This is a genomic window from Pseudomonas sp. WT-JTC, from assembly GCF_056711565.1.
Window position 1 is genome coordinate 923,022 of the sequence record NZ_CM160042.1, and the last position, 17,038, is coordinate 940,059.

Below are 17,038 nucleotides of genomic sequence, written 5' to 3' on the forward strand. Positions count from 1 at the left end.
ACCCGCCGATGAGTGATCATCGGCGGGTTTTTTATGCCTTGTGATATTCAAATGTGGGAGCGGGCTTGCTCGCGAATGCGGTGAGTCAGTCAATATCTATGTTGAATGTCAGTCTGCCTTCGCGAGCAAGCCCGCTCCCACATTGGTTCAGCGGCGGTCAGGAAATTCGCGGTGCATCTGTTCCAGCAGAGCATCCTTGTCCTGCCACAACTGATTGATCCAGCCCTGGAATTGCAGGCGATACTCACCATCCTGGTCGTAGTTCTTGCCAATGAACTGTGGCGGAATCCTCAGCTCTTCAAAGTGCACCACCACGTCCGCAACGTTCCCGCACAACAAATCCCAAAAACCGGGACGCCCGCCCGGGTAGTGGATGGTCACGTTGACGATGGACTCCAGTTGCTCACCCATCGCATCCAGCACAAAGGCAATACCGCCGGCCTTGGGCTTGAGCAGGTACTTGAAGGGGGACTGTTGCTGGGCATGCTTGCCCTCGGTGAAGCGCGTGCCTTCGACGAAGTTGAAAATGCCCACCGGGTTGTCGCGGAATTTCGCACAGGTCTTGCGGGTGGTTTCCAGGTCCTTGCCTTTCTTTTCCGGGTGCTTCTCCAGGTACGCCTTGGAGTAGCGCTTCATGAACGGAAAGCCCAGCGCCCACCAGGCCAGGCCGATCACCGGGACCCAGATCAGCTCCTGCTTGAGAAAGAACTTCAGCGGTTGAATGCGCCGGTTGAGCACGTATTGCAGCACCAGAATGTCGACCCAGCTCTGGTGGTTGCTGGTGATCAGGTACGAGTGCTGGTAGTCGAGACCCTGCAGACCGCTGATGTGCCAGCGGGTGCGACGGACCAGGTTCATCCAGCCTTTGTTGATGCTGATCCAGGCTTCATGGGTATGGCTCATCAGCCAGCGTGCGATGCGCTGGGTGAAAGTGAACGGCAATACCTTGACCAGCGCCACGCAGAACAGGAACGAGCAGAGCAATATTGTGTTCAGTGCCAACAGCAGCGCGGCGATCACGCCGCGCAACGGGGCGGGGAGGAAGTCCAGCATTTACACATCCATAGGTCGGTTGGCGGCTTGAATCGCGGTCAGGGCGATGGTGTAGACGATGTCATCGACCTGCGCGCCGCGCGGCAAATCGTTCACCGGTTTGCGCAGGCCTTGCAGCATCGGCCCGAGGCTGACGCAGTCGGCGCTGCGCTGCACGGCCTTGTGGGTGGTATTGCCGGTGTTGAGGTCGGGGAACACGTACACCGTGGCGCGGCCGGCCACCTGACTGTTCGGCGCCAATTGCCGGGCCACGTTTTCGTTGGCGGCGGCGTCGTACTGCAAAGGGCCGTCGATGAGCAGCGAGTGCTGTTGTTCGTGGGCGAGCAGGGTAGCCTCGCGGACCTTCTCGACTTCTTCGCCGCTCGCCGAATCGCCACTGGAGTAGCTGATCATCGCCACCCGTGGCGTGATGCCGAATGCGGCGGCCGAATCAGCGCTTTGCAGGGCGATCTCAGCCAGTTCGCTGGCGCTTGGGTGCGGGTTCATCACGCAGTCGCCATAGACCAGCACCTCTTCCGGAAACAGCATGAAGAACACCGACGACACCAGGGTGCAGCCCGGCGCCGTCTTGATCAGCTGCAGGGCCGGGCGGATGGTGTTGGCGGTGGTGTTGATCACGCCCGAGACGAGACCGTCGACTTCATCCAGGGCCAGCATCATGGTGCCGATCACCACGGTGTCTTCCAGTTGTTGCTCGGCCATCGGCGCATTGAGGCTTTTGCTCTTGCGCAGCGCAACCATCGGCTCGACATAGCGCTCGCGGATCAAGTCCGGATCAATGATTTCCAAGCCAGGTGGCAACTCGATGCCCTGGGCGCGGGCGACAGCCTGCACGTCCTCGGGCTTGGCCAGCAACACGCAGCGAGCGATGCCACGGGCCTGGCAGATCGCGGCGGCCTGCACGGTCAGCGGCTCGCTGCCTTCGGGCAACACGATGCGCTTGTTGGCCGCCTGGGCGCGCTGGATCAGTTGATAGCGGAACACCGCTGGCGACAGACGCATCTCCCGTGGTGTGCCGCAGCGCTGATGCAACCAGTTGGCATCGAGGTGGCCGGCGATGAAGTCGGTGATGATTTCCGCGCGCTCGCGGTCATCGATAGGGATTTCCTTGTTCAGGCCATTGAGCAGGTTGGCGGTGTCGTAGGAGCCGGTGCTCACCGACAGCACCGGCAGTCCGGCCTGCAGGGCGCCACGGCACAGGTCCATGATGCGTGGGTCGGGCAAGGTGTCGCTGGTCAGCAGCAGGCCGGCCAGAGGCACGCCGTTCAACGCCGCCAGGCTGACGGCGAGGATGATGTCGTCGCGGTCGCCGGGGGTCACCACCAGCACGCCGGGCTTGAGCAACTCCACGGTGTTGCGCATGGTGCGGGCGCAAATGATGATTTTGGTCATGCGCCGGGTTTCATAATCACCGGCGTTGAGCACTTGCGCACCCATCAGGTCGGCGACGTCGCGGGTGCGCGGGGCGTTCAGTTCCGGTTGGAACGGAATGCAGCCGAGCAAGCGGAAATCACCGCTGCGCAGCAACGGCGAATGCTCCTTCAGGCGCGTGGCGAAGGCCTCCATGCTTTCTTCGGTCTTGACCTTGTTGAGGATCACGCCGAGGACTTTCGGGTCTTTCGGGCCGCCGAACAATTGCGCCTGCAACTCGACGCGACCGGAGAGCTCGGTCAACACTTCGTTTTCCGGTGCCGAGACCAGGATCACCTCGGCGTCGAGGCTCTTGGCCAGGTGCAGGTTGACCCGCGCGGCGTAACTGGCGCTGCGGGTCGGCACCATGCCTTCGACGATCAGCACGTCCTTGCCGATGGCGGCCTGCTGATACAGGGTGATGATTTCTTCGAGCAACTCATCGAGCTGGCCGTCGCCGAGCATGCGCTCGACATGGGCCAGGCCCAGTGGCTGAGGCGGTTTCAGGCCGTGGGTGCGCGCCACCAGTTCGGTGGAACGTTCCGGGCCCGTGTCGCCTGGATGCGGCTGGGCAATCGGTTTGAAAAAGCCGACCTTGAGCCCGGCTCGCTCAAGGGTACGCACCAGCCCGAGGCTGATGGAGGTCAGACCCACACCAAAATCGGTGGGCGCGATAAAAAAAGTTTGCATGCGGATTCTCTAAGGGAGCAGGCAATGGTGAGCACCTATGACTGGCGATCTACCGAAATTCAGTCGCCAAGGTTATCGCTAACCGAGCCTTGTGCGCACCAACCGCAGGCAAAGGGTTGGCCTATTTTTTCCTGGCGTTGCGCAGGGTCCATGACCCAGGCGCGGGATTGCCAGGGTGGTTGGTGCCGCAGGTGTTGGGTATGGCCGCAGGAAAGCTCGGCCACCCAGTGACCGTCCTCGTCCTGATGAAAGCCTGTGACCGTCGAATCCCGTCTGTCCGGGTTGTGTTCGCTTTCGGACGATTGCTTCGCTAAACTTGGCCCTTCAATCTTCTTATGCAAAAGGTCTCGCCCCATGCTGATCGCCGCCAATAAGGCTGTCTCCATTGACTATACCCTGACCAACGACGCTGGTGAGGTCATCGACAGCTCCGCCGGCGGCGCGCCGCTGGTCTACCTGCAAGGCGCAGGCAACATCATCCCGGGCCTGGAAAAGGCTCTGGAAGGCAAGGCTGTCGGCGACGAGCTGACCGTAGCCGTTGAACCGGAAGATGCTTACGGCGAATACGCTGCCGAACTGGTCAGCACCCTGAGCCGCAGCATGTTCGAAGGCGTCGACGAACTGGAAGTGGGCATGCAGTTCCACGCTTCCGCTCCGGACGGCCAGATGCAGATCGTGACCATCCGTGATCTGGACGGCGACGACGTGACCGTTGACGGCAACCACCCGTTGGCCGGTCAGCGCCTGAATTTCCAGGTCAAGATCGTTGCTATCCGTGACGCCAGCCAGGAAGAAATCGCTCATGGCCACGTCCATGGCGAAGGTGGCCATCACCACTGATTTCTGCGCTAAGCTCAGATAACTGGAGAGGCGCCCTGTGGGCGCCTTTTTAGTATGCGGCTGTCCCTGACGACGCCGCCAAGTGGCTGTTTCGAAAAGAACACGGGAATCTGGAGTACGTCATGAGTGCTTTTCACGACCTTAAATTGACAGCCCTGAATGGTCAGGAGCTACCTCTGGCGCCTTTCAAAGGCCAAGTCGTGCTGGTGGTCAACGTCGCTTCCAAATGCGGCTTGACCCCGCAGTACGCGGCGCTGGAAAACCTCTACCAGCAATACAAGGCCAAAGGCTTCAGCGTGTTGGGCTTGCCGTGCAACCAATTTGCCGGGCAGGAACCGGGGACCGAGCAGGAGATCAAGGATTTCTGCAGCCTCAACTATGGCGTGACCTTTCCGTTGTCCAGCAAGCTGGAAGTCAATGGTCACGATCGTCATCAGCTCTACCGCTTGCTGGCGGGCGAGGGCGCGGAGTTTCCCGGCGATATCACCTGGAACTTCGAGAAGTTCCTGCTGGGCAAGGACGGCCGCGTACTGGCACGGTTCTCGCCACGTACTGCTCCGGACGATCCCAGCGTCGTTCAGGCGATTGAAAAAGCCCTGAAGTAATCCTCCCTTTGTAGGAGCGAGCTCGCTCGCGATGGTTGTAGGAACACCGCGGGGCATCAGACCGCCAGCGTTATCGTTGACCACCATCGCGAGCAAGCTCGCTCCTACATCACCCAAATCAATAGTGCTGTTCAGTACGCGCGAACCTCCATATTATCACCGTCATAAAGTCATTCCATGTGGAGCGTCCCATGCCCGTCAAAGCCCTGTTCAAACCGTTCCACCTCGGCACCCTCGAGCTGCCGACCCGCGTCGTCATGGCGCCGATGACCCGCTCCTTTTCTCCGGGCGGCGTGCCTAATTCCAAGGTGATCGAATACTACCGTCGACGCGCCGCTGCGGGCGTCGGCCTGATCATCACCGAAGGCACCACCGTCGGTCACAAGGCTTCCAACGGTTACCCGAACGTTCCGCATTTCTACGGTGAAGCGGCCCTGGCCGGCTGGAAGAAAGTCGTCGACGCCGTTCACGCCGAAGGTGGCAAGATCGTGCCGCAGTTGTGGCATGTGGGCAGCGTACGTCGTATCGGCACCGAGCCGGACGCCAGCGTGCCGGGTTATGGCCCGTCGGAAAAAATCAAGGAAGGTCAGGTCGTGGTGCATGGCATGACCAAGCAGGATATCCAGGACGTGATCGCCGCGTTCGCCCAGGCCGCCAAGGATGCGCAAAGCATCGGCATGGACGGCGTGGAAATCCACGGTGCCCACGGTTACCTGATCGACCAGTTCTTCTGGGAAGGCAGCAACCAGCGTACCGACGAGTACGGCGGCAGCCTGGCCAACCGTTCGCGCTTCGCCATTGAATTGATTCAGGCGGTGCGTGCCGCGGTCGGTGAGGGTTTCCCGATCATCTTCCGTTTCTCCCAGTGGAAGCAGCAGGACTACACCGCACGCCTGGTGCAAACCCCGGAAGCCTTGGGCGAGTTCCTCAAACCGTTGGCCGACGCAGGCGTGGATATTTTCCACTGCTCGACCCGCCGCTTCTGGGAGCCGGAGTTCGACGGTTCCGAGTTGAACCTGGCTGGCTGGACCCGCCAACTCACCGGCAAGCCGACCATCACCGTGGGCAGCGTCGGCCTGGACGGCGAGTTCCTGCAGTTCATGGTCAACACCGACAAGGTCGCACAACCGGCCAGCCTGGAAAAGCTGCTGGAGCGCTTGAACAACGACGAGTTCGACCTGGTGGCGGTCGGTCGCGCGTTGCTGGTGGACCCGGACTGGGCGCAGAAAGTGCGTGACGGCCGTGAGGAAGACATTCTGCCGTTCAGCCGTGAGGCGTTGATGACCTTGGTTTAAGCGGCACTTGGACTGACGCTTTCGCGAGCAAGCCCGCTCCCACAAGTAACCGCGTTCTCTCAGGGAAATGCGATCAAGTGTGGGAGCGGGCTTGCTCGCGAAGGCTGACTCAAAAACACAGCAAATCAGGGAACAGTCGGTGCATTCGGCACCACCATCTCCCCGGCACACGCCCCGCGCAGCTGTCCCTCGAACTGCTCGATGATCGTCGCCCAGCCCTGGCGACTGGCATGCTGGCGCGCATTGAGACGTACATTGCGCAAGGTTTCCCTTTCCTCCAGCAGCCATGCCGCGGCATCGCAGAATGCTTCTTCATCCCCCGGCATCGCCAACACTCCGTTGTAGCCATGACGTATATGCTGGGCGGCCGCCGCCTGATCGTAGGCCACCACGCCGAGCCCCGAGGCAAGTGCTTCAAGTACCACATTGCCGAACGTTTCAGTCAGGCTCGGAAACAGAAACACGTCGCCTGACGCGTAGTGACACGCCAGTGCTTCACCCCGTTGGGTACCGCAGAAAATCGCCTCGGGCATTTCGTTTTGCAGTTCCTGGCGCTGCGGGCCATCGCCGACCACGATCAGTTTCAGGATGCGCTGGGGATAACTCGCCTTGAGGGTATTGAAGGTGCGCTTGAGCAGGCCGAGATTTTTTTCCGCGGCCAGGCGTCCGACATGAATGACGGCGATGTCTTCCTCGGCCAGTCCCCATTGCTCGCGCAGGGCATTCAGACGTTTGGCCGGGTGAAACAGTTCGCTGTCGACCCCTCGGGACAGCAACGCGAGTCGCTCGAAATGCCGCCGCTCCAGTTCCATGCGCTGACTGACGCTGGGCACCAGGGTCATGGTCGAGCGGTTGTGGAACCAGCGCAGGTAGTGAGTCAGCAGGCGCGTGAGCAAACCAAGCCCGTACTGGTTGGAGTACTGCTGGAAATTGGTGTGGAACCCGCTGACCACGGAAATTCCCAGTCGCCGTGCCGCACGCAAGGCCGACAGGCCCAGCGGGCCCTCGGTGGCAATGTAGAGCACGTCCGGGCGGTGGCGCGTCCAGCGCCGCAGCAGTTTGTGCATCGACGACTGACCCCATTGCAAACCGGGATAGCCCGGTAGCGGCCAGCCGCGGCACAGCAGCAACTCATCGTCGCTGCCCAACTGCTGGTCGCAGCCCTGACGCGGTCGCACCAACTCCACTTGATGCCCGCGCGCGCGCAAGCCGTCGCACAAGCGACCAAGGGTATTGGCCACGCCGTTGATTTCGGGAGGGAAGGTTTCGGTGATCAGGGTGATATGCAGAGCTGTCGTCATGACCCCAGTGTCGGTTGGGGCCATGTCGTCAGTGTGACGTCGGGATGATGGATTTGTGACTCAGCGCTGTGCCACCAGGTTTTCCGCGCCGCGTTCACGCACCCAGAACAGCGTCGCCCCGGCCACGGCGGCCGGCATCATCAGGATGTTGACCACCGGTATCAGCAGCACCAGATAGACGCTGCCGCCGAAGCTCATGCTCTGCCAGCGCTTCTGTCGCAGCCACGCGAGCATCTCGTTCCAGCCCAGCTTGTGGTTGTCCGCCGGGTAGTCGATGTACTGGATCGCCATCATCCACACCCCGAACAACAGCCACAGCGGCGCGGCGATGATGTTCACCACCGGGATGAACGAGAGGATGAACAACCCGATCGCCCGGGGCAGAAAATAGCCGAGCTTGCGCATTTCCCGGGCCAGGGTGCGCGGGATCATCGCAATCAGTTCACCCCAGCTGAAGGTCGGAAAATCATCGGTGCCGCGCACCACCACTTCGACTTTCTCCGCGAGGAAGCCGTTGAACGGCGCGGCAATGACGTTGGCGAGCATGGTGAAAGTGAAGAACACCATCAGTACGACGAGCACCACGAACAGCGGCCAGAGGATGTAGCTGAGAAAACTCAGCCAGTCGGGCAGGGACGGCATCAGCGTGTCGACCCACAGGCTGAATTGATGGCCGGCCAGATAGATCAATCCGACGAACAGCACCAGGTTGATCGCCAGTGGCAACAACACAAACAAACGCAGGCTGGGGCTGAGCACCAGCTTGAGGCCTTCGCGCAGGTATTGCGGGCCGGACAGGACAGGGGCGGGCATAAGGTGCTCCGGGCAGAGGGAAAACGCGCCGACCTTACCGGCTTTGCTGCACATGCGAAAGCGCGGTGGCGGTATCGACATTCACTGTAACAAAGACGTCGATATCGTCGGGCAGATTGCATAGAGACCACCTATGAGCTGGATTGTTAAACCGTATTTCCTTAATCTTCGCCCCCTCGATACGCTGCACCCAATCTTTTACAGGACGGTCGGGTTCAAGCCTTCCCCAAGTGCTTTCAACCGTTCTTTTTTATTCCAGCCGGCAATCCGGCGTTCCGCGCCAGGTGTTCCGGGCCGGTCAACAGGAGCAGGTCATGTCTGAAGTCCGTCATTCGCGAGTGATTATTCTCGGTTCCGGCCCTGCCGGTTACAGCGCCGCGGTCTATGCCGCCCGTGCCAACCTCAAGCCACTGCTGATCACCGGCATGCAGGCCGGCGGTCAACTGACCACCACCACCGAAGTCGACAACTGGCCGGGCGACGTCCACGGCCTGACCGGCCCGGCGCTGATGGAGCGGATGCGCGAGCACGCCGAGCGCTTTGAAACCGAGATCGTTTTCGATCACATCAATGCCGTGGACTTCGCTGCCAAGCCGTACACCCTGACCGGCGACAGCGCGACTTACACTTGCGACGCCCTGATCATCGCCACCGGCGCCAGCGCTCGTTACCTGGGCCTGCCATCGGAAGAAGCGTTCATGGGCAAAGGCGTCTCCGCCTGCGCAACCTGCGACGGTTTCTTCTATCGCAACAAGCCGGTTGCCGTGGTTGGCGGCGGCAACACCGCTGTCGAAGAAGCCCTGTACCTGGCCAACATCGCCAGCAAGGTCACTCTGATCCACCGTCGCGAAACCTTCCGCGCCGAGAAGATCCTGATCGACAAGCTGAACGCCCGCGTTGCCGAAGGCAAGATCGAGCTGAAGCTCAACGCAACCCTGGATGAAGTGCTGGGCGACAACATGGGCGTGACCGGTGCCCGCCTGAAGAACAACGACGGCAGCTTCGACGAAGTGAAAGTCGACGGCGTGTTCATCGCCATCGGCCACACTCCGAACACTTCGCTGTTCGAAGGCCAACTGACCCTGAAAGACGGCTACCTGGTCGTGCAGGGCGGTCGTGACGGCAACGCCACTGCCACCAACCTCGAAGGCATCTTCGCCGCCGGTGACGTGGCTGACCACGTGTACCGTCAGGCCATTACCTCGGCTGGCGCCGGTTGCATGGCGGCACTGGATGCCGAGCGTTACCTGGACAATCTGCAGAACGCTTGATTCAGTAGAAACGAAAAAACCGGCTTCGGCCGGTTTTTTTTGCCTTCGGAAAATACACATGTCCCTGTAGGAGCGAGCTCGCTCGCGATGGTCGTCAACGATAACGCTGGGAGCCTGACACCCCGCGGAGCTCTCAGGTTCTTCGCGAGCATGCTCGCTCCTACAGTGGGCGCTGTGGTTCAGGCCAGTTTCTTCAGGCACGCCTCAAGGATATCCAGCCCTTCCTCCAGCACCGTCGCCTCGGTGGTCAATGGCGCCAGCAAGCGAATGATGTGCCGCGACTTGCCGCTGGGCATCAGCAGCAACCCGGAGTCCCGCGCCAGGGCCAGCAGTTGGGTCAATTGTGCCGGTGCTGGCGAGCCATCGGCGTTGATCAACTCGATGCCGCGCATGGCGCCGACGCCGGTCAGACGCCCCAGATACGGCGTCAGCCTACTTGAGCGCCAGGCTTCATAGCGGCCGACAATCGCCTCTTCCTGTTGCGTGCCCCAGGCGTGCAGGTTGGCATCGGTCATTTCGTCCAGGGTCGCCAATGCCGCCGCACAGGCGATGGGGTTGCCGGAATAGGTGCCTCCAAGGCCGCCCTTGGGCAGGTTATCCAGCAGCGATCTGCGCCCGACCACCGCTCCCAGCGGCACGCCGCCGGCGATGCTTTTGCCGAGCAGGATCAAGTCAGGCTCGATACCCAGTCGCGAAAATGCAAAGCGTTGGCCGGTACGACCGAAACCGGACTGGATTTCATCGGCGATCAGCACAATGCCCTTGTCGTCGCAGAATTTGCGCAACGTCTGGGCGAACTCGGCCTCCATGGCCAGGAAACCTGCTTCGCCCTGCACCGGCTCGACAATAAAACACGCCACGTCGTCGACATCGATCTCGACGCTGAACAGGCGCTCCATGGCCTTCAGCGCATCGGCGCAAGTCACGCCGTTGTCCTGGCTGGGGAAAGGCAGGTGATACACCGGCCCCGGCAGCACGCCGACTTTCTGTTTGTAGGGCGCGACTTTGCCATTGAGGTTGAGCGTTGCCAGCGTGCGGCCGTGAAACGCGCCGTCGAAGGCGATAACCGCGGTGCGGCCGGTGGCGCCACGGACGATCTTCAGGGCGTTCTCCGCCGCTTCCGCGCCGCTGTTGGTGAGCATGCCGCTGACCGGGTAATCCACCGGTATGAACGTGCTGAGGCGATCCATCAACTCGAGGTAGGGCACATGGGGCGCGGCGTTGAACGCATAGTGGGTCAGTCGGGTGGCTTGTTCGCGAATGGCCTCGACGATGCGCGGATGGCAATGGCCAAGGTTCAGCACGCCGATGCCGCCGACAAAGTCGATGTAGCGTTTGCCGTCAGTGTCCCAGACCTCGGCGTTTTTGCCGTGGCTGAGGGTGACAGGGTGAACGATGTTGATCGACTGGCTGATGGTTTCGCTGCGCATGAATGACCGGCTCGGAAGTAGGAGGACTTCTTTTTATCTAAGCCGTGAGCGGTGGTGCGCGGCAAACGAAATAAAGTTGCCGGGTCAATCTTAAAAGTCGGGTTGTGCTTGTGATCCATTCCGCGCCATGAACGCAAAACCTGTAGGAGCGAGCTTGCTCGCGATGGTCGTGAACGATGACGCTGGGTGCCTGACACCCCGTGGCGTTCTTCAGTCCATCGCGAGCGGGCTCGCTCCTACAGGTTTAATCGGCAGCGAATTAAATCAGCGGCGAGTCAGCGGTTGCTGAGAGAACTTCACACCGGCCAGACCATGGGCGATCAACGCGCGGATATTGCCGTGATCGCTGCCTTCCGGCGTCGCCAACACCGAGCGGTAATGCTCGCCGAAAGCCAGCAGGGCTTCCGCATCGCTCAAGCCTTCGAGCAGCGCCAGACCCAGGGTCTTGCACGAGCCTTCGTTTTGCCCGGCCGCGTTTTCCACGCCGCCATTGTTGAAGGCCTGAGGCTGATAGTCGTAACCGGCGGCGATGAAGGCCAGGGTGTCGGCGAAGGCGTGTTCGCCGCTGTTGAGGCTGGCGCGCAGGGTGTTCAAATCACTCATTGGGTTTTCCTTTGGCGAACGCCGCTTGTTGTTCGGCGCTGGCTTCTTGCTGATATTGGGCTTTCCATTCGGCGTACGGCATGCCGTAAACCACTTCGCGGGCTTCGTCGAGGCTGACCTCGATCTGGCGCTCGTCAGCCGCCGCCTTGTACCACTTGGACAGGCAGTTGCGGCAGAAGCCCGAGAGGTTCATCAGGTCGATGTTCTGCACATCCTTGCGGCTGTCCAGGTGGGCCACCAGCCGGCGAAAGGCGGCGGCTTCGAGTTCCAGGCGTTGTTGATCGTTCATGGGAGGTCTCTGCGAGACAGCTGGGAGCTGCAAGATGGATTGCGGTAGGTCGAAGTTTACAGCCTGGCGCTTGAAGCTTGTAGCTAGCGGCTCGCTGCAAGCGTAATCGATACCGACTCGGCGAATCGCAGCGCGTGGGGCTTGTCGACTTCCACCTCGGCGTAGAGCACCGATGCGTTGGCCATCACCAGGTCGAGAATTTCCTGGGTCAGGCGTTCGAGCAGCGCAAAGCGGTTGCCTTCCACGTGGGCGATGATCGCCTTGGTGATCGTGCGGTAGTTCAACGCGTGATCGATGTCGTTGTCCCGTACCGCTTCCTGGGCTGCGTACAGAATGGTGAGGTTGATCAGCACATCCTGCTTGTTGAGGATTTCGTCCTCATTGATGCCGATGAAGGTACGCAGGCACAGGTCTTTGACCCGGATGCGTGCCATGCCTGGCTGAAGTTGTGGCATTGCTACTTGCTCCGTCCAATCAATTGCAGGAACTCCTGGCGGGTGTTGCTCGACTCGCGGAAGGCGCCGAGCATCACCGAGGTGTTCATGGTCGAATTCTGTTTCTCGACGCCGCGCATCATCATGCACATGTGCTGCGCTTCGATGACCACTGCGACGCCTGCTGCGCCGGTCACCTGTTGCACGGCTTCGGCGATTTGCCGGGTGAGGTTTTCCTGGATTTGCAGGCGCCGGGCGAACATGTCCACCAGCCGTGCAATCTTCGACAGGCCCAGCACCTTGCCGGTTGGAATATAAGCCACATGCGCCTTGCCGATGAAGGGCAGCATGTGGTGTTCGCAAAGCGAGTACAGCTCGATGTTGTCGACGATCACCATTTCATCGTTGTCGGAGGCGAACAGCGCGCCATTGACGATCTCTTCGACACTTTGCTCGTAACCATGGCAAAGGTACTGCATGGCTTTGGCCGCGCGCATCGGCGTATCGAGCAACCCTTCGCGGTCGGGGTTTTCGCCGACGCCGATGAGGATCTCGCGATAGCTCTGGGACAGGGCGTTCTGGGGCAGGGATAACGTCATGGTAAATCCTCGCGGGACACTTATTTGATGTGCCTTCCGCCATTGACGGTCAGGGTGGTGCCGGTGACATAAGGGTTGTCGAGCAGATAGCGCAGGCTCTGGTAGATCACTTCGCAGCCAGGCTCGATGCCCAGCGCGGACTTGGCCAGCGCTTTGGCGCGGTAGGCGGCGTCGTCCTCAGGCTTGAACAGTAGCAGGGCTGGCGCAATCCCGTTGACCTTGATGGCCGGCGCGTACCTGGCGGCGAAGGACAGGGTCAGGCTGTCGAGCCCGGCTTTGCTGGCGCAATAGCCGATGTGCTTGCTGCTGCCCCTGCGGGTCACGTCATCGCTGATGTGCACGATGTCGGCGGGGCTCGAGCGTTGCAGCAGTTCGGCGCAATGCAGGTTGATCAGGTAAGGCGCCAGCATGTGCACGCTGAACATGCGGGTGAATGCTGCGGCGTCAGTGTCCGGTGTTTCGGCCAGCCATTCGGAGGCGTTGTGGACAATCGCCCGCAAACAGTCGGTGTGGGTTTTCAGTTCGCCGATGAAGGCGAGGATCCCGGCCTCGCTGGCGAAGTCCGCGAACATCGCAGTGGCCCCCAGATCGCGCAGGGCTTGCACACCGGGACGCTCGCTGCGGTAGCTGAAAATCACGCGATGGCCATCTTCCAGCAGTCGCCGGGCGCAGTGCAGGCCGACACGCTGGCCGGCGCCGGTAATGAGGATAGGGGCTGCGGAAGAAGTCATGAACGGCTCGCGTCGCGGTGAGAGCAAAACTATACCAGCGACGGGAGCACTCTACCTATTGTGTAAAACGGGCCTGTGTGGGAGCGGGCTTGCTCGCGAAAGCGTGATGTCAGACAGTACAAATGTTGACTGATACGCCGCCTTCGCGAGCAAGCCCGCTCCCACAAGAGATCATCAGTGGTTTTGTGTGGAGGGTTCGACGGGCAAGCGGCGCACGGGTGTGCTGTTCAGCCAATTGGCCAGCAGACGGGTCGAAAGCGGGATGAAGAAATACACCATCAACGGCGTCAGGCACAGGGTGCTGATGAACACCCGGGGCAGTAGCGCCATCTCGCTCAGCAGCGGCCCCAGCACAAAGTTGAACAGCAGTGAAACCGGAAAGAACGCCAGCCAGATCGCCACGGCCTGTTTCCAGCGCGGCGGGCGTTGGCCGGTGGCACCGAACCAACCCTCAATGCCGCTGACCCGATGTTCCGTCGGGTGGGCGAACAGCTCGCTGCCGCGTCCGAGCCAGGCGCTGCGCGAGGCGGAATGCTCCCAGGCATGCAGGGTCTGCTCGTCGGCGAAGCGAAAGATAATCTGGAATTCGTCATCGCCGGGCGGAGGTGCGAGTACGCCGGAGCCGAGGTAGCCAGGAAAGTCGGTGGCCAGTTGTTCGCCTTCGCGCAACCAGGTGATCAGGTCTTGATAGCGACCGTTGGCAACGCGACGCGCGACCATCAGCGTGACGGGTGGGGTAGACATTGTGTATCTCCATAAGACATTCGCGTCGCTCCGGATAGGAACTTCGCCAGGCGCAGCGCCGGGGTGGTGGGCTGCGACTCGGAACAAGCAAGGATTATTCCTGATTCTGCCGGTTTCGTCTTTTAGCGTTTTTCTTCGATTATGAACTTGAATCATTACAGTACAGCGGAGTTAGAATGGGAATTCATCTGCACATGAATGTACAACTCCAGATGCCTGTCCTTACTGGCGTAACCTCAGGTGTACCGCAGGCTGTCTTCCTTGATCAGGCGCAGCTCTTTCCGATTCGCGAGGTGGCGCGCCTGACCGGTATCAACCCGGTCACCCTTCGCGCATGGGAGCGGCGCTACGGTCTGATCGTGCCGACACGCACTGAAAGTGGGCATCGCCTCTATTCAATGACCGATATCGAGCGTGTTCGCAGCATTCTCGGCTGGATCGACCGCGGGGTGGCGGTCAGCAAAATCGGCACGTTACTGGCCAGGGCGGTCCCCCCTGCAAACGCTGTCCCACATCATTCCCAACGACCTCGTGCTGGCCGACTACGCTCAATGGCAACAGCAGATCCGGGTTGCCGTCAGCGCGTTTGACGACGTTCAGCTGGAGCAGGTGTACGGACAGGTTTTTTCCAGCTACTCCCTGCCGGTGGTATTTCAAGACATTCTTCTCCCGGTATGGAGGCAATTGCTGCAACGCCAGGATCAATTCGGCGGGGCCAGCGAATGGATCTTTTTCGATGGTTTCCTGCGGTCGCGGGTGTTGCAACGCCTGCTGTTGATTCGCGATACCCGGCCACGGCGAGTGATCATCTGTGCCTTGGTTGGCCATTGCCGGGAACTCGAATTACTGATTGCCGCCTTGTTCCTGAGCAGCCCGCAAATGGGGGTTCGAGTGCTGCCCATTGGTCAGCCGTTCGATGAGTTGACCCTGGTCTGTGAACGGACCAAGCCCCAGGCGCTGGTGCTGTTTTCCAATCATGCGCCGGCTCCCGAGCTGCCCCGGCGTTTGAATCGCCTGGCCATGAGCCTGGAGTGTCGATTGTTGTTGGCCGGTGATGCTTCTGACCTGGCACGGGAGAGCCTCGCCAGCTCATCGATCGGTTGCCTGGGCAATGAAGGGGAGGTCATGAGCCAGCGTCTGAAGCAGTTCCTGGCGGGTACTCTGGATACTTGAAGTTCAGAGGTGCAGCGCTGGATGAGTCAAGCGATGCTGTTGCAGGATGAACTGGCGCAGACGCTCGGTTTCGTCCGTATCGCTCTGGCTCAGCTGATAGGCGTAGAAGCCCTGTTCGTTTTCTTTCTCGAAAGTGCCGCGCAAGGCAATCCGCTCATAGCCTGACGGGCTGAACCACAAGGCGAAATGCTTCGGCGGCTTGGTCTTGTTGCGAACCTCCAGCAAAACCCCTTTGCACGACACTTCGTGTACCCACAGGGCGCCAGGTTGACCCTTGGCGTTTTCCAGCGCTACCGGTTCGTCCAGTACCAGGCGCCAAGGCCGGACCATCGGCCCGCCTTCATAGATGCTCGGCACGCCGAGACGCAAATGCAGCGCATGGAACTCGTCTTCCACCAGATGCAGGGGGAAGGTCATTTGCTGGTTTTCGAAGCTGGCGTGAATGGTGACCTGCTCATGGGCCGCCAGGCGGGTGAGCAGGTCACGGATTTGCGATCCACCGTTGACCAGCAGGCTCGACGTCGCATCCCGCACATTGAGTTGCGGGTTGTGCTGCATGGTCTGGATGAAATCCAGCTCATCCTGGGTCAGGAGTGCGTCGCGTTGCATGGCCAACTCGCAAGATATAATTACAAAGTCAGTGGTGATTATATTTACTGACCATTAATTCCGGATTTGGTTTTTGCCGTTCGTCGCCTTGAGCGCAGCAAGCTCGGCCTGGAGTTCAGCCAACGGCCCCTCCAGGTGAGCCACGCGTTGCTGCGCCTTGACCTGCACGGTGATGTCTTTCTGTACACCGACAAAGTAGGTTTGCCCGTCCGCTGGATTTTTCACCGTTGAAAGGGACAACTCATTCCAGAACGATGTGCCGTCCTTGCGGTAGTTGCGCAGTATTTCCCGACAGGATCCTTCACGGTTCAAGGCGTCGCGAATCAATGGCAGGGCTTCCTGGTCACGGTCCCCCGACTGCAGGAAGCGGCAATCCTGATAGAGAATTTCTTCGCTGGAGTACCCCGTCAGGCGTTCGAACGCGGGGTTGACGTAAATGAGGATGTTGTCTTGCTCGCCTTCCTTTTCGGCAATCACGATACCGTCGTTTGAAGCGTTGATCACCATTTGCAGCAGTTGAGCGTCAATCATCGGAGTATCCTTTCCTGATTGATTGTCGATCGCATTCTAAAAGAACAATCCCGACCGTGCTGTTAATATCCGGGTCTTTTACCCGGATTCAGGATCAGATTTATGAAAGTCGCCATCATTTCCGGCTCGGTGTACGGCACGGCCGAAGAAGTTGCCCGCCACGCCGCCAGCCAGTTGAAAGCCGCCGGTTTCGAAACCTGGCATAACCCGCGTGCGACCCTCGCCGATATCCAGGCGTTTGGCCCCGAAGCCTTTCTGGCTGTGACATCGACCACTGGCATGGGCGAGCTGCCGGACAACCTGCAACCGCTGTATTTCGCGATTCGTGACCAGTTGCCCGCTGCCTGGCGTGGCTTGCCGGGTGCGGTGATCGGCCTGGGCGATGCGAGCTATGGCGATACGTTTTGTGGGGGCGGTGAACTGATGCGCGAATTGTTCGGTGAATTGGGCATTCGCGAAGTACTGCCAATGCTGCGCCTGGATGCCAGCGAAAGTGTGACCCCCGAAACGGATGCCGAGCCCTGGCTGGCGGAACTGGTCGGCGCACTTCGCGCCTGACCGTTGCCACGACACCCATGCCAGTCAGGGTTCTGACAGTGCAGTAAACGCTGCCTGCC

The 17,038-nt window shown here is 60.4% G+C and carries 19 protein-coding genes and 2 pseudogenes; 7 read left to right on the plus strand and 14 right to left on the minus strand.

The window, feature by feature from the left end; all coding sequences use genetic code 11:
• Window positions 1–147: 147 nt before the first annotated feature.
• From AC06G5_RS04045 to AC06G5_RS04055, 3 genes are read right to left on the minus strand one after another with little or no spacing between them, the layout of a single operon-like run.
• Window positions 148–1,053, minus strand: coding sequence for an acyltransferase (locus AC06G5_RS04045; protein WP_480459003.1), 906 nt, complete (start codon window positions 1,051–1,053; stop codon window positions 148–150).
• The gene (gene pta / locus AC06G5_RS04050; RefSeq protein WP_413703578.1) at window positions 1,054–3,153 is read right to left on the minus strand and encodes a phosphate acetyltransferase; all 2,100 of its coding nucleotides are present in this window, start codon (window positions 3,151–3,153) and stop codon (window positions 1,054–1,056) included.
• A 59-nt stretch (window positions 3,154–3,212) separates the two neighbouring features.
• Window positions 3,213–3,539, minus strand: a complete 327-nt coding sequence (locus AC06G5_RS04055) for a DUF3565 domain-containing protein (RefSeq protein ID WP_322615825.1) — start codon at window positions 3,537–3,539, stop codon at window positions 3,213–3,215.
• Between AC06G5_RS04055 and AC06G5_RS04060 the strand changes: the two genes are divergently transcribed.
• The 3 genes from AC06G5_RS04060 to AC06G5_RS04070 all read left to right on the plus strand — a co-directional run bounded on the left by AC06G5_RS04060 (window position 3,508) and on the right by AC06G5_RS04070 (window position 5,893).
• Window positions 3,508–3,993: an FKBP-type peptidyl-prolyl cis-trans isomerase gene (locus AC06G5_RS04060; protein ID WP_007942189.1), complete on the plus strand. Its 486-nt coding sequence runs from the start codon at window positions 3,508–3,510 to the stop codon at window positions 3,991–3,993. The genes AC06G5_RS04055 and AC06G5_RS04060 overlap by 32 nt on opposite strands.
• Window positions 3,994–4,115: 122 nt before the next feature.
• Window positions 4,116–4,598, plus strand: coding sequence for a glutathione peroxidase (locus tag AC06G5_RS04065; protein ID WP_413703577.1), 483 nt, complete (start codon window positions 4,116–4,118; stop codon window positions 4,596–4,598).
• Between the two features lie 191 nt (window positions 4,599–4,789).
• A complete protein-coding gene (locus tag AC06G5_RS04070) occupies window positions 4,790–5,893 on the plus strand; it encodes an NADH:flavin oxidoreductase (RefSeq protein WP_413421079.1) in 1,104 nt (367 codons plus the stop codon).
• Between the two features lie 125 nt (window positions 5,894–6,018).
• Here the strand turns inward: AC06G5_RS04070 and AC06G5_RS04075 are convergent, their stop codons facing one another.
• Both AC06G5_RS04075 and cysZ read right to left on the minus strand, forming a co-directional pair.
• Window positions 6,019–7,218, minus strand: coding sequence for a glycosyltransferase family 4 protein (locus AC06G5_RS04075; RefSeq protein ID WP_413421077.1), 1,200 nt, complete (start codon window positions 7,216–7,218; stop codon window positions 6,019–6,021).
• Between the two features lie 36 nt (window positions 7,219–7,254).
• Window positions 7,255–8,007 (minus strand): sulfate transporter CysZ, encoded by a 753-nt coding sequence (gene cysZ, locus AC06G5_RS04080; protein WP_218429322.1) that lies wholly within the window; start codon window positions 8,005–8,007, stop codon window positions 7,255–7,257.
• A gap of 314 nt (window positions 8,008–8,321) precedes the next feature.
• Between cysZ and trxB the strand changes: the two genes are divergently transcribed.
• Complete coding sequence (trxB, locus tag AC06G5_RS04085; protein WP_007970300.1) at window positions 8,322–9,278, plus strand: thioredoxin-disulfide reductase; 957 nt, start codon at window positions 8,322–8,324, stop codon at window positions 9,276–9,278.
• An 87-nt stretch (window positions 9,279–9,365) separates the two neighbouring features.
• Window positions 9,366–9,458 (plus strand): annotated as a pseudogene (locus AC06G5_RS04090) (outer membrane lipoprotein carrier protein LolA); the annotation flags it as partial.
• Here AC06G5_RS04090 and AC06G5_RS04095 read toward each other — a convergent pair.
• The 7 genes from AC06G5_RS04095 to AC06G5_RS04125 form a co-directional block, all read right to left on the minus strand.
• A complete protein-coding gene (locus AC06G5_RS04095) occupies window positions 9,458–10,708 on the minus strand; it encodes a 2-aminoadipate transaminase (protein WP_413421074.1) in 1,251 nt (416 codons plus the stop codon). The pseudogene AC06G5_RS04090 and the gene AC06G5_RS04095 overlap by 1 nt on opposite strands.
• A 264-nt stretch (window positions 10,709–10,972) precedes the next feature.
• Window positions 10,973–11,311 carry a HopJ type III effector protein gene (locus AC06G5_RS04100; RefSeq protein ID WP_413421072.1) on the minus strand — a complete coding sequence of 113 codons (339 nt, stop codon included), beginning with the start codon at window positions 11,309–11,311 and terminating at the stop codon, window positions 10,973–10,975.
• Complete coding sequence (locus tag AC06G5_RS04105; RefSeq protein ID WP_015093518.1) at window positions 11,304–11,600, minus strand: DUF1244 domain-containing protein; 297 nt, start codon at window positions 11,598–11,600, stop codon at window positions 11,304–11,306. The genes AC06G5_RS04100 and AC06G5_RS04105 overlap by 8 nt, the downstream gene beginning before the upstream one ends.
• An 83-nt stretch (window positions 11,601–11,683) precedes the next feature.
• Entirely contained in the window at window positions 11,684–12,055 is a 372-nt protein-coding gene (gene folX / locus AC06G5_RS04110) for a dihydroneopterin triphosphate 2'-epimerase (protein WP_007970304.1), read from the minus strand.
• A 2-nt stretch (window positions 12,056–12,057) separates the two neighbouring features.
• Window positions 12,058–12,633 (minus strand): GTP cyclohydrolase I FolE, encoded by a 576-nt coding sequence (gene folE, locus AC06G5_RS04115; RefSeq protein ID WP_413421069.1) that lies wholly within the window; start codon window positions 12,631–12,633, stop codon window positions 12,058–12,060.
• 20 nt (window positions 12,634–12,653) lie between these two features.
• Window positions 12,654–13,364 carry a dihydromonapterin reductase gene (gene folM, locus AC06G5_RS04120; RefSeq protein ID WP_413421067.1) on the minus strand — a complete coding sequence of 237 codons (711 nt, stop codon included), beginning with the start codon at window positions 13,362–13,364 and terminating at the stop codon, window positions 12,654–12,656.
• 174 nt (window positions 13,365–13,538) lie between these two features.
• Window positions 13,539–14,108, minus strand: coding sequence for an antibiotic biosynthesis monooxygenase (locus tag AC06G5_RS04125; protein ID WP_413421065.1), 570 nt, complete (start codon window positions 14,106–14,108; stop codon window positions 13,539–13,541).
• A gap of 212 nt (window positions 14,109–14,320) precedes the next feature.
• Here AC06G5_RS04125 and AC06G5_RS04130 point away from each other — a divergent pair.
• Window positions 14,321–15,281, plus strand: a pseudogene (locus tag AC06G5_RS04130) (MerR family transcriptional regulator).
• 3 nt (window positions 15,282–15,284) lie between these two features.
• Here AC06G5_RS04130 and AC06G5_RS04135 read toward each other — a convergent pair.
• Together AC06G5_RS04135 and AC06G5_RS04140 are read right to left on the minus strand one after the other, a co-directional pair.
• Window positions 15,285–15,890, minus strand: coding sequence for a hypothetical protein (locus AC06G5_RS04135; RefSeq protein WP_413421063.1), 606 nt, complete (start codon window positions 15,888–15,890; stop codon window positions 15,285–15,287).
• A 54-nt stretch (window positions 15,891–15,944) separates the two neighbouring features.
• A complete protein-coding gene (locus AC06G5_RS04140; RefSeq protein ID WP_413421061.1) occupies window positions 15,945–16,421 on the minus strand; it encodes a PAS domain S-box protein in 477 nt (158 codons plus the stop codon).
• Between the two features lie 102 nt (window positions 16,422–16,523).
• Here AC06G5_RS04140 and AC06G5_RS04145 point away from each other — a divergent pair, with 102 nt between their 5' ends.
• Complete coding sequence (locus tag AC06G5_RS04145; RefSeq protein WP_413421059.1) at window positions 16,524–16,979, plus strand: flavodoxin; 456 nt, start codon at window positions 16,524–16,526, stop codon at window positions 16,977–16,979.
• Window positions 16,980–17,038: the final 59 nt, after the last annotated feature.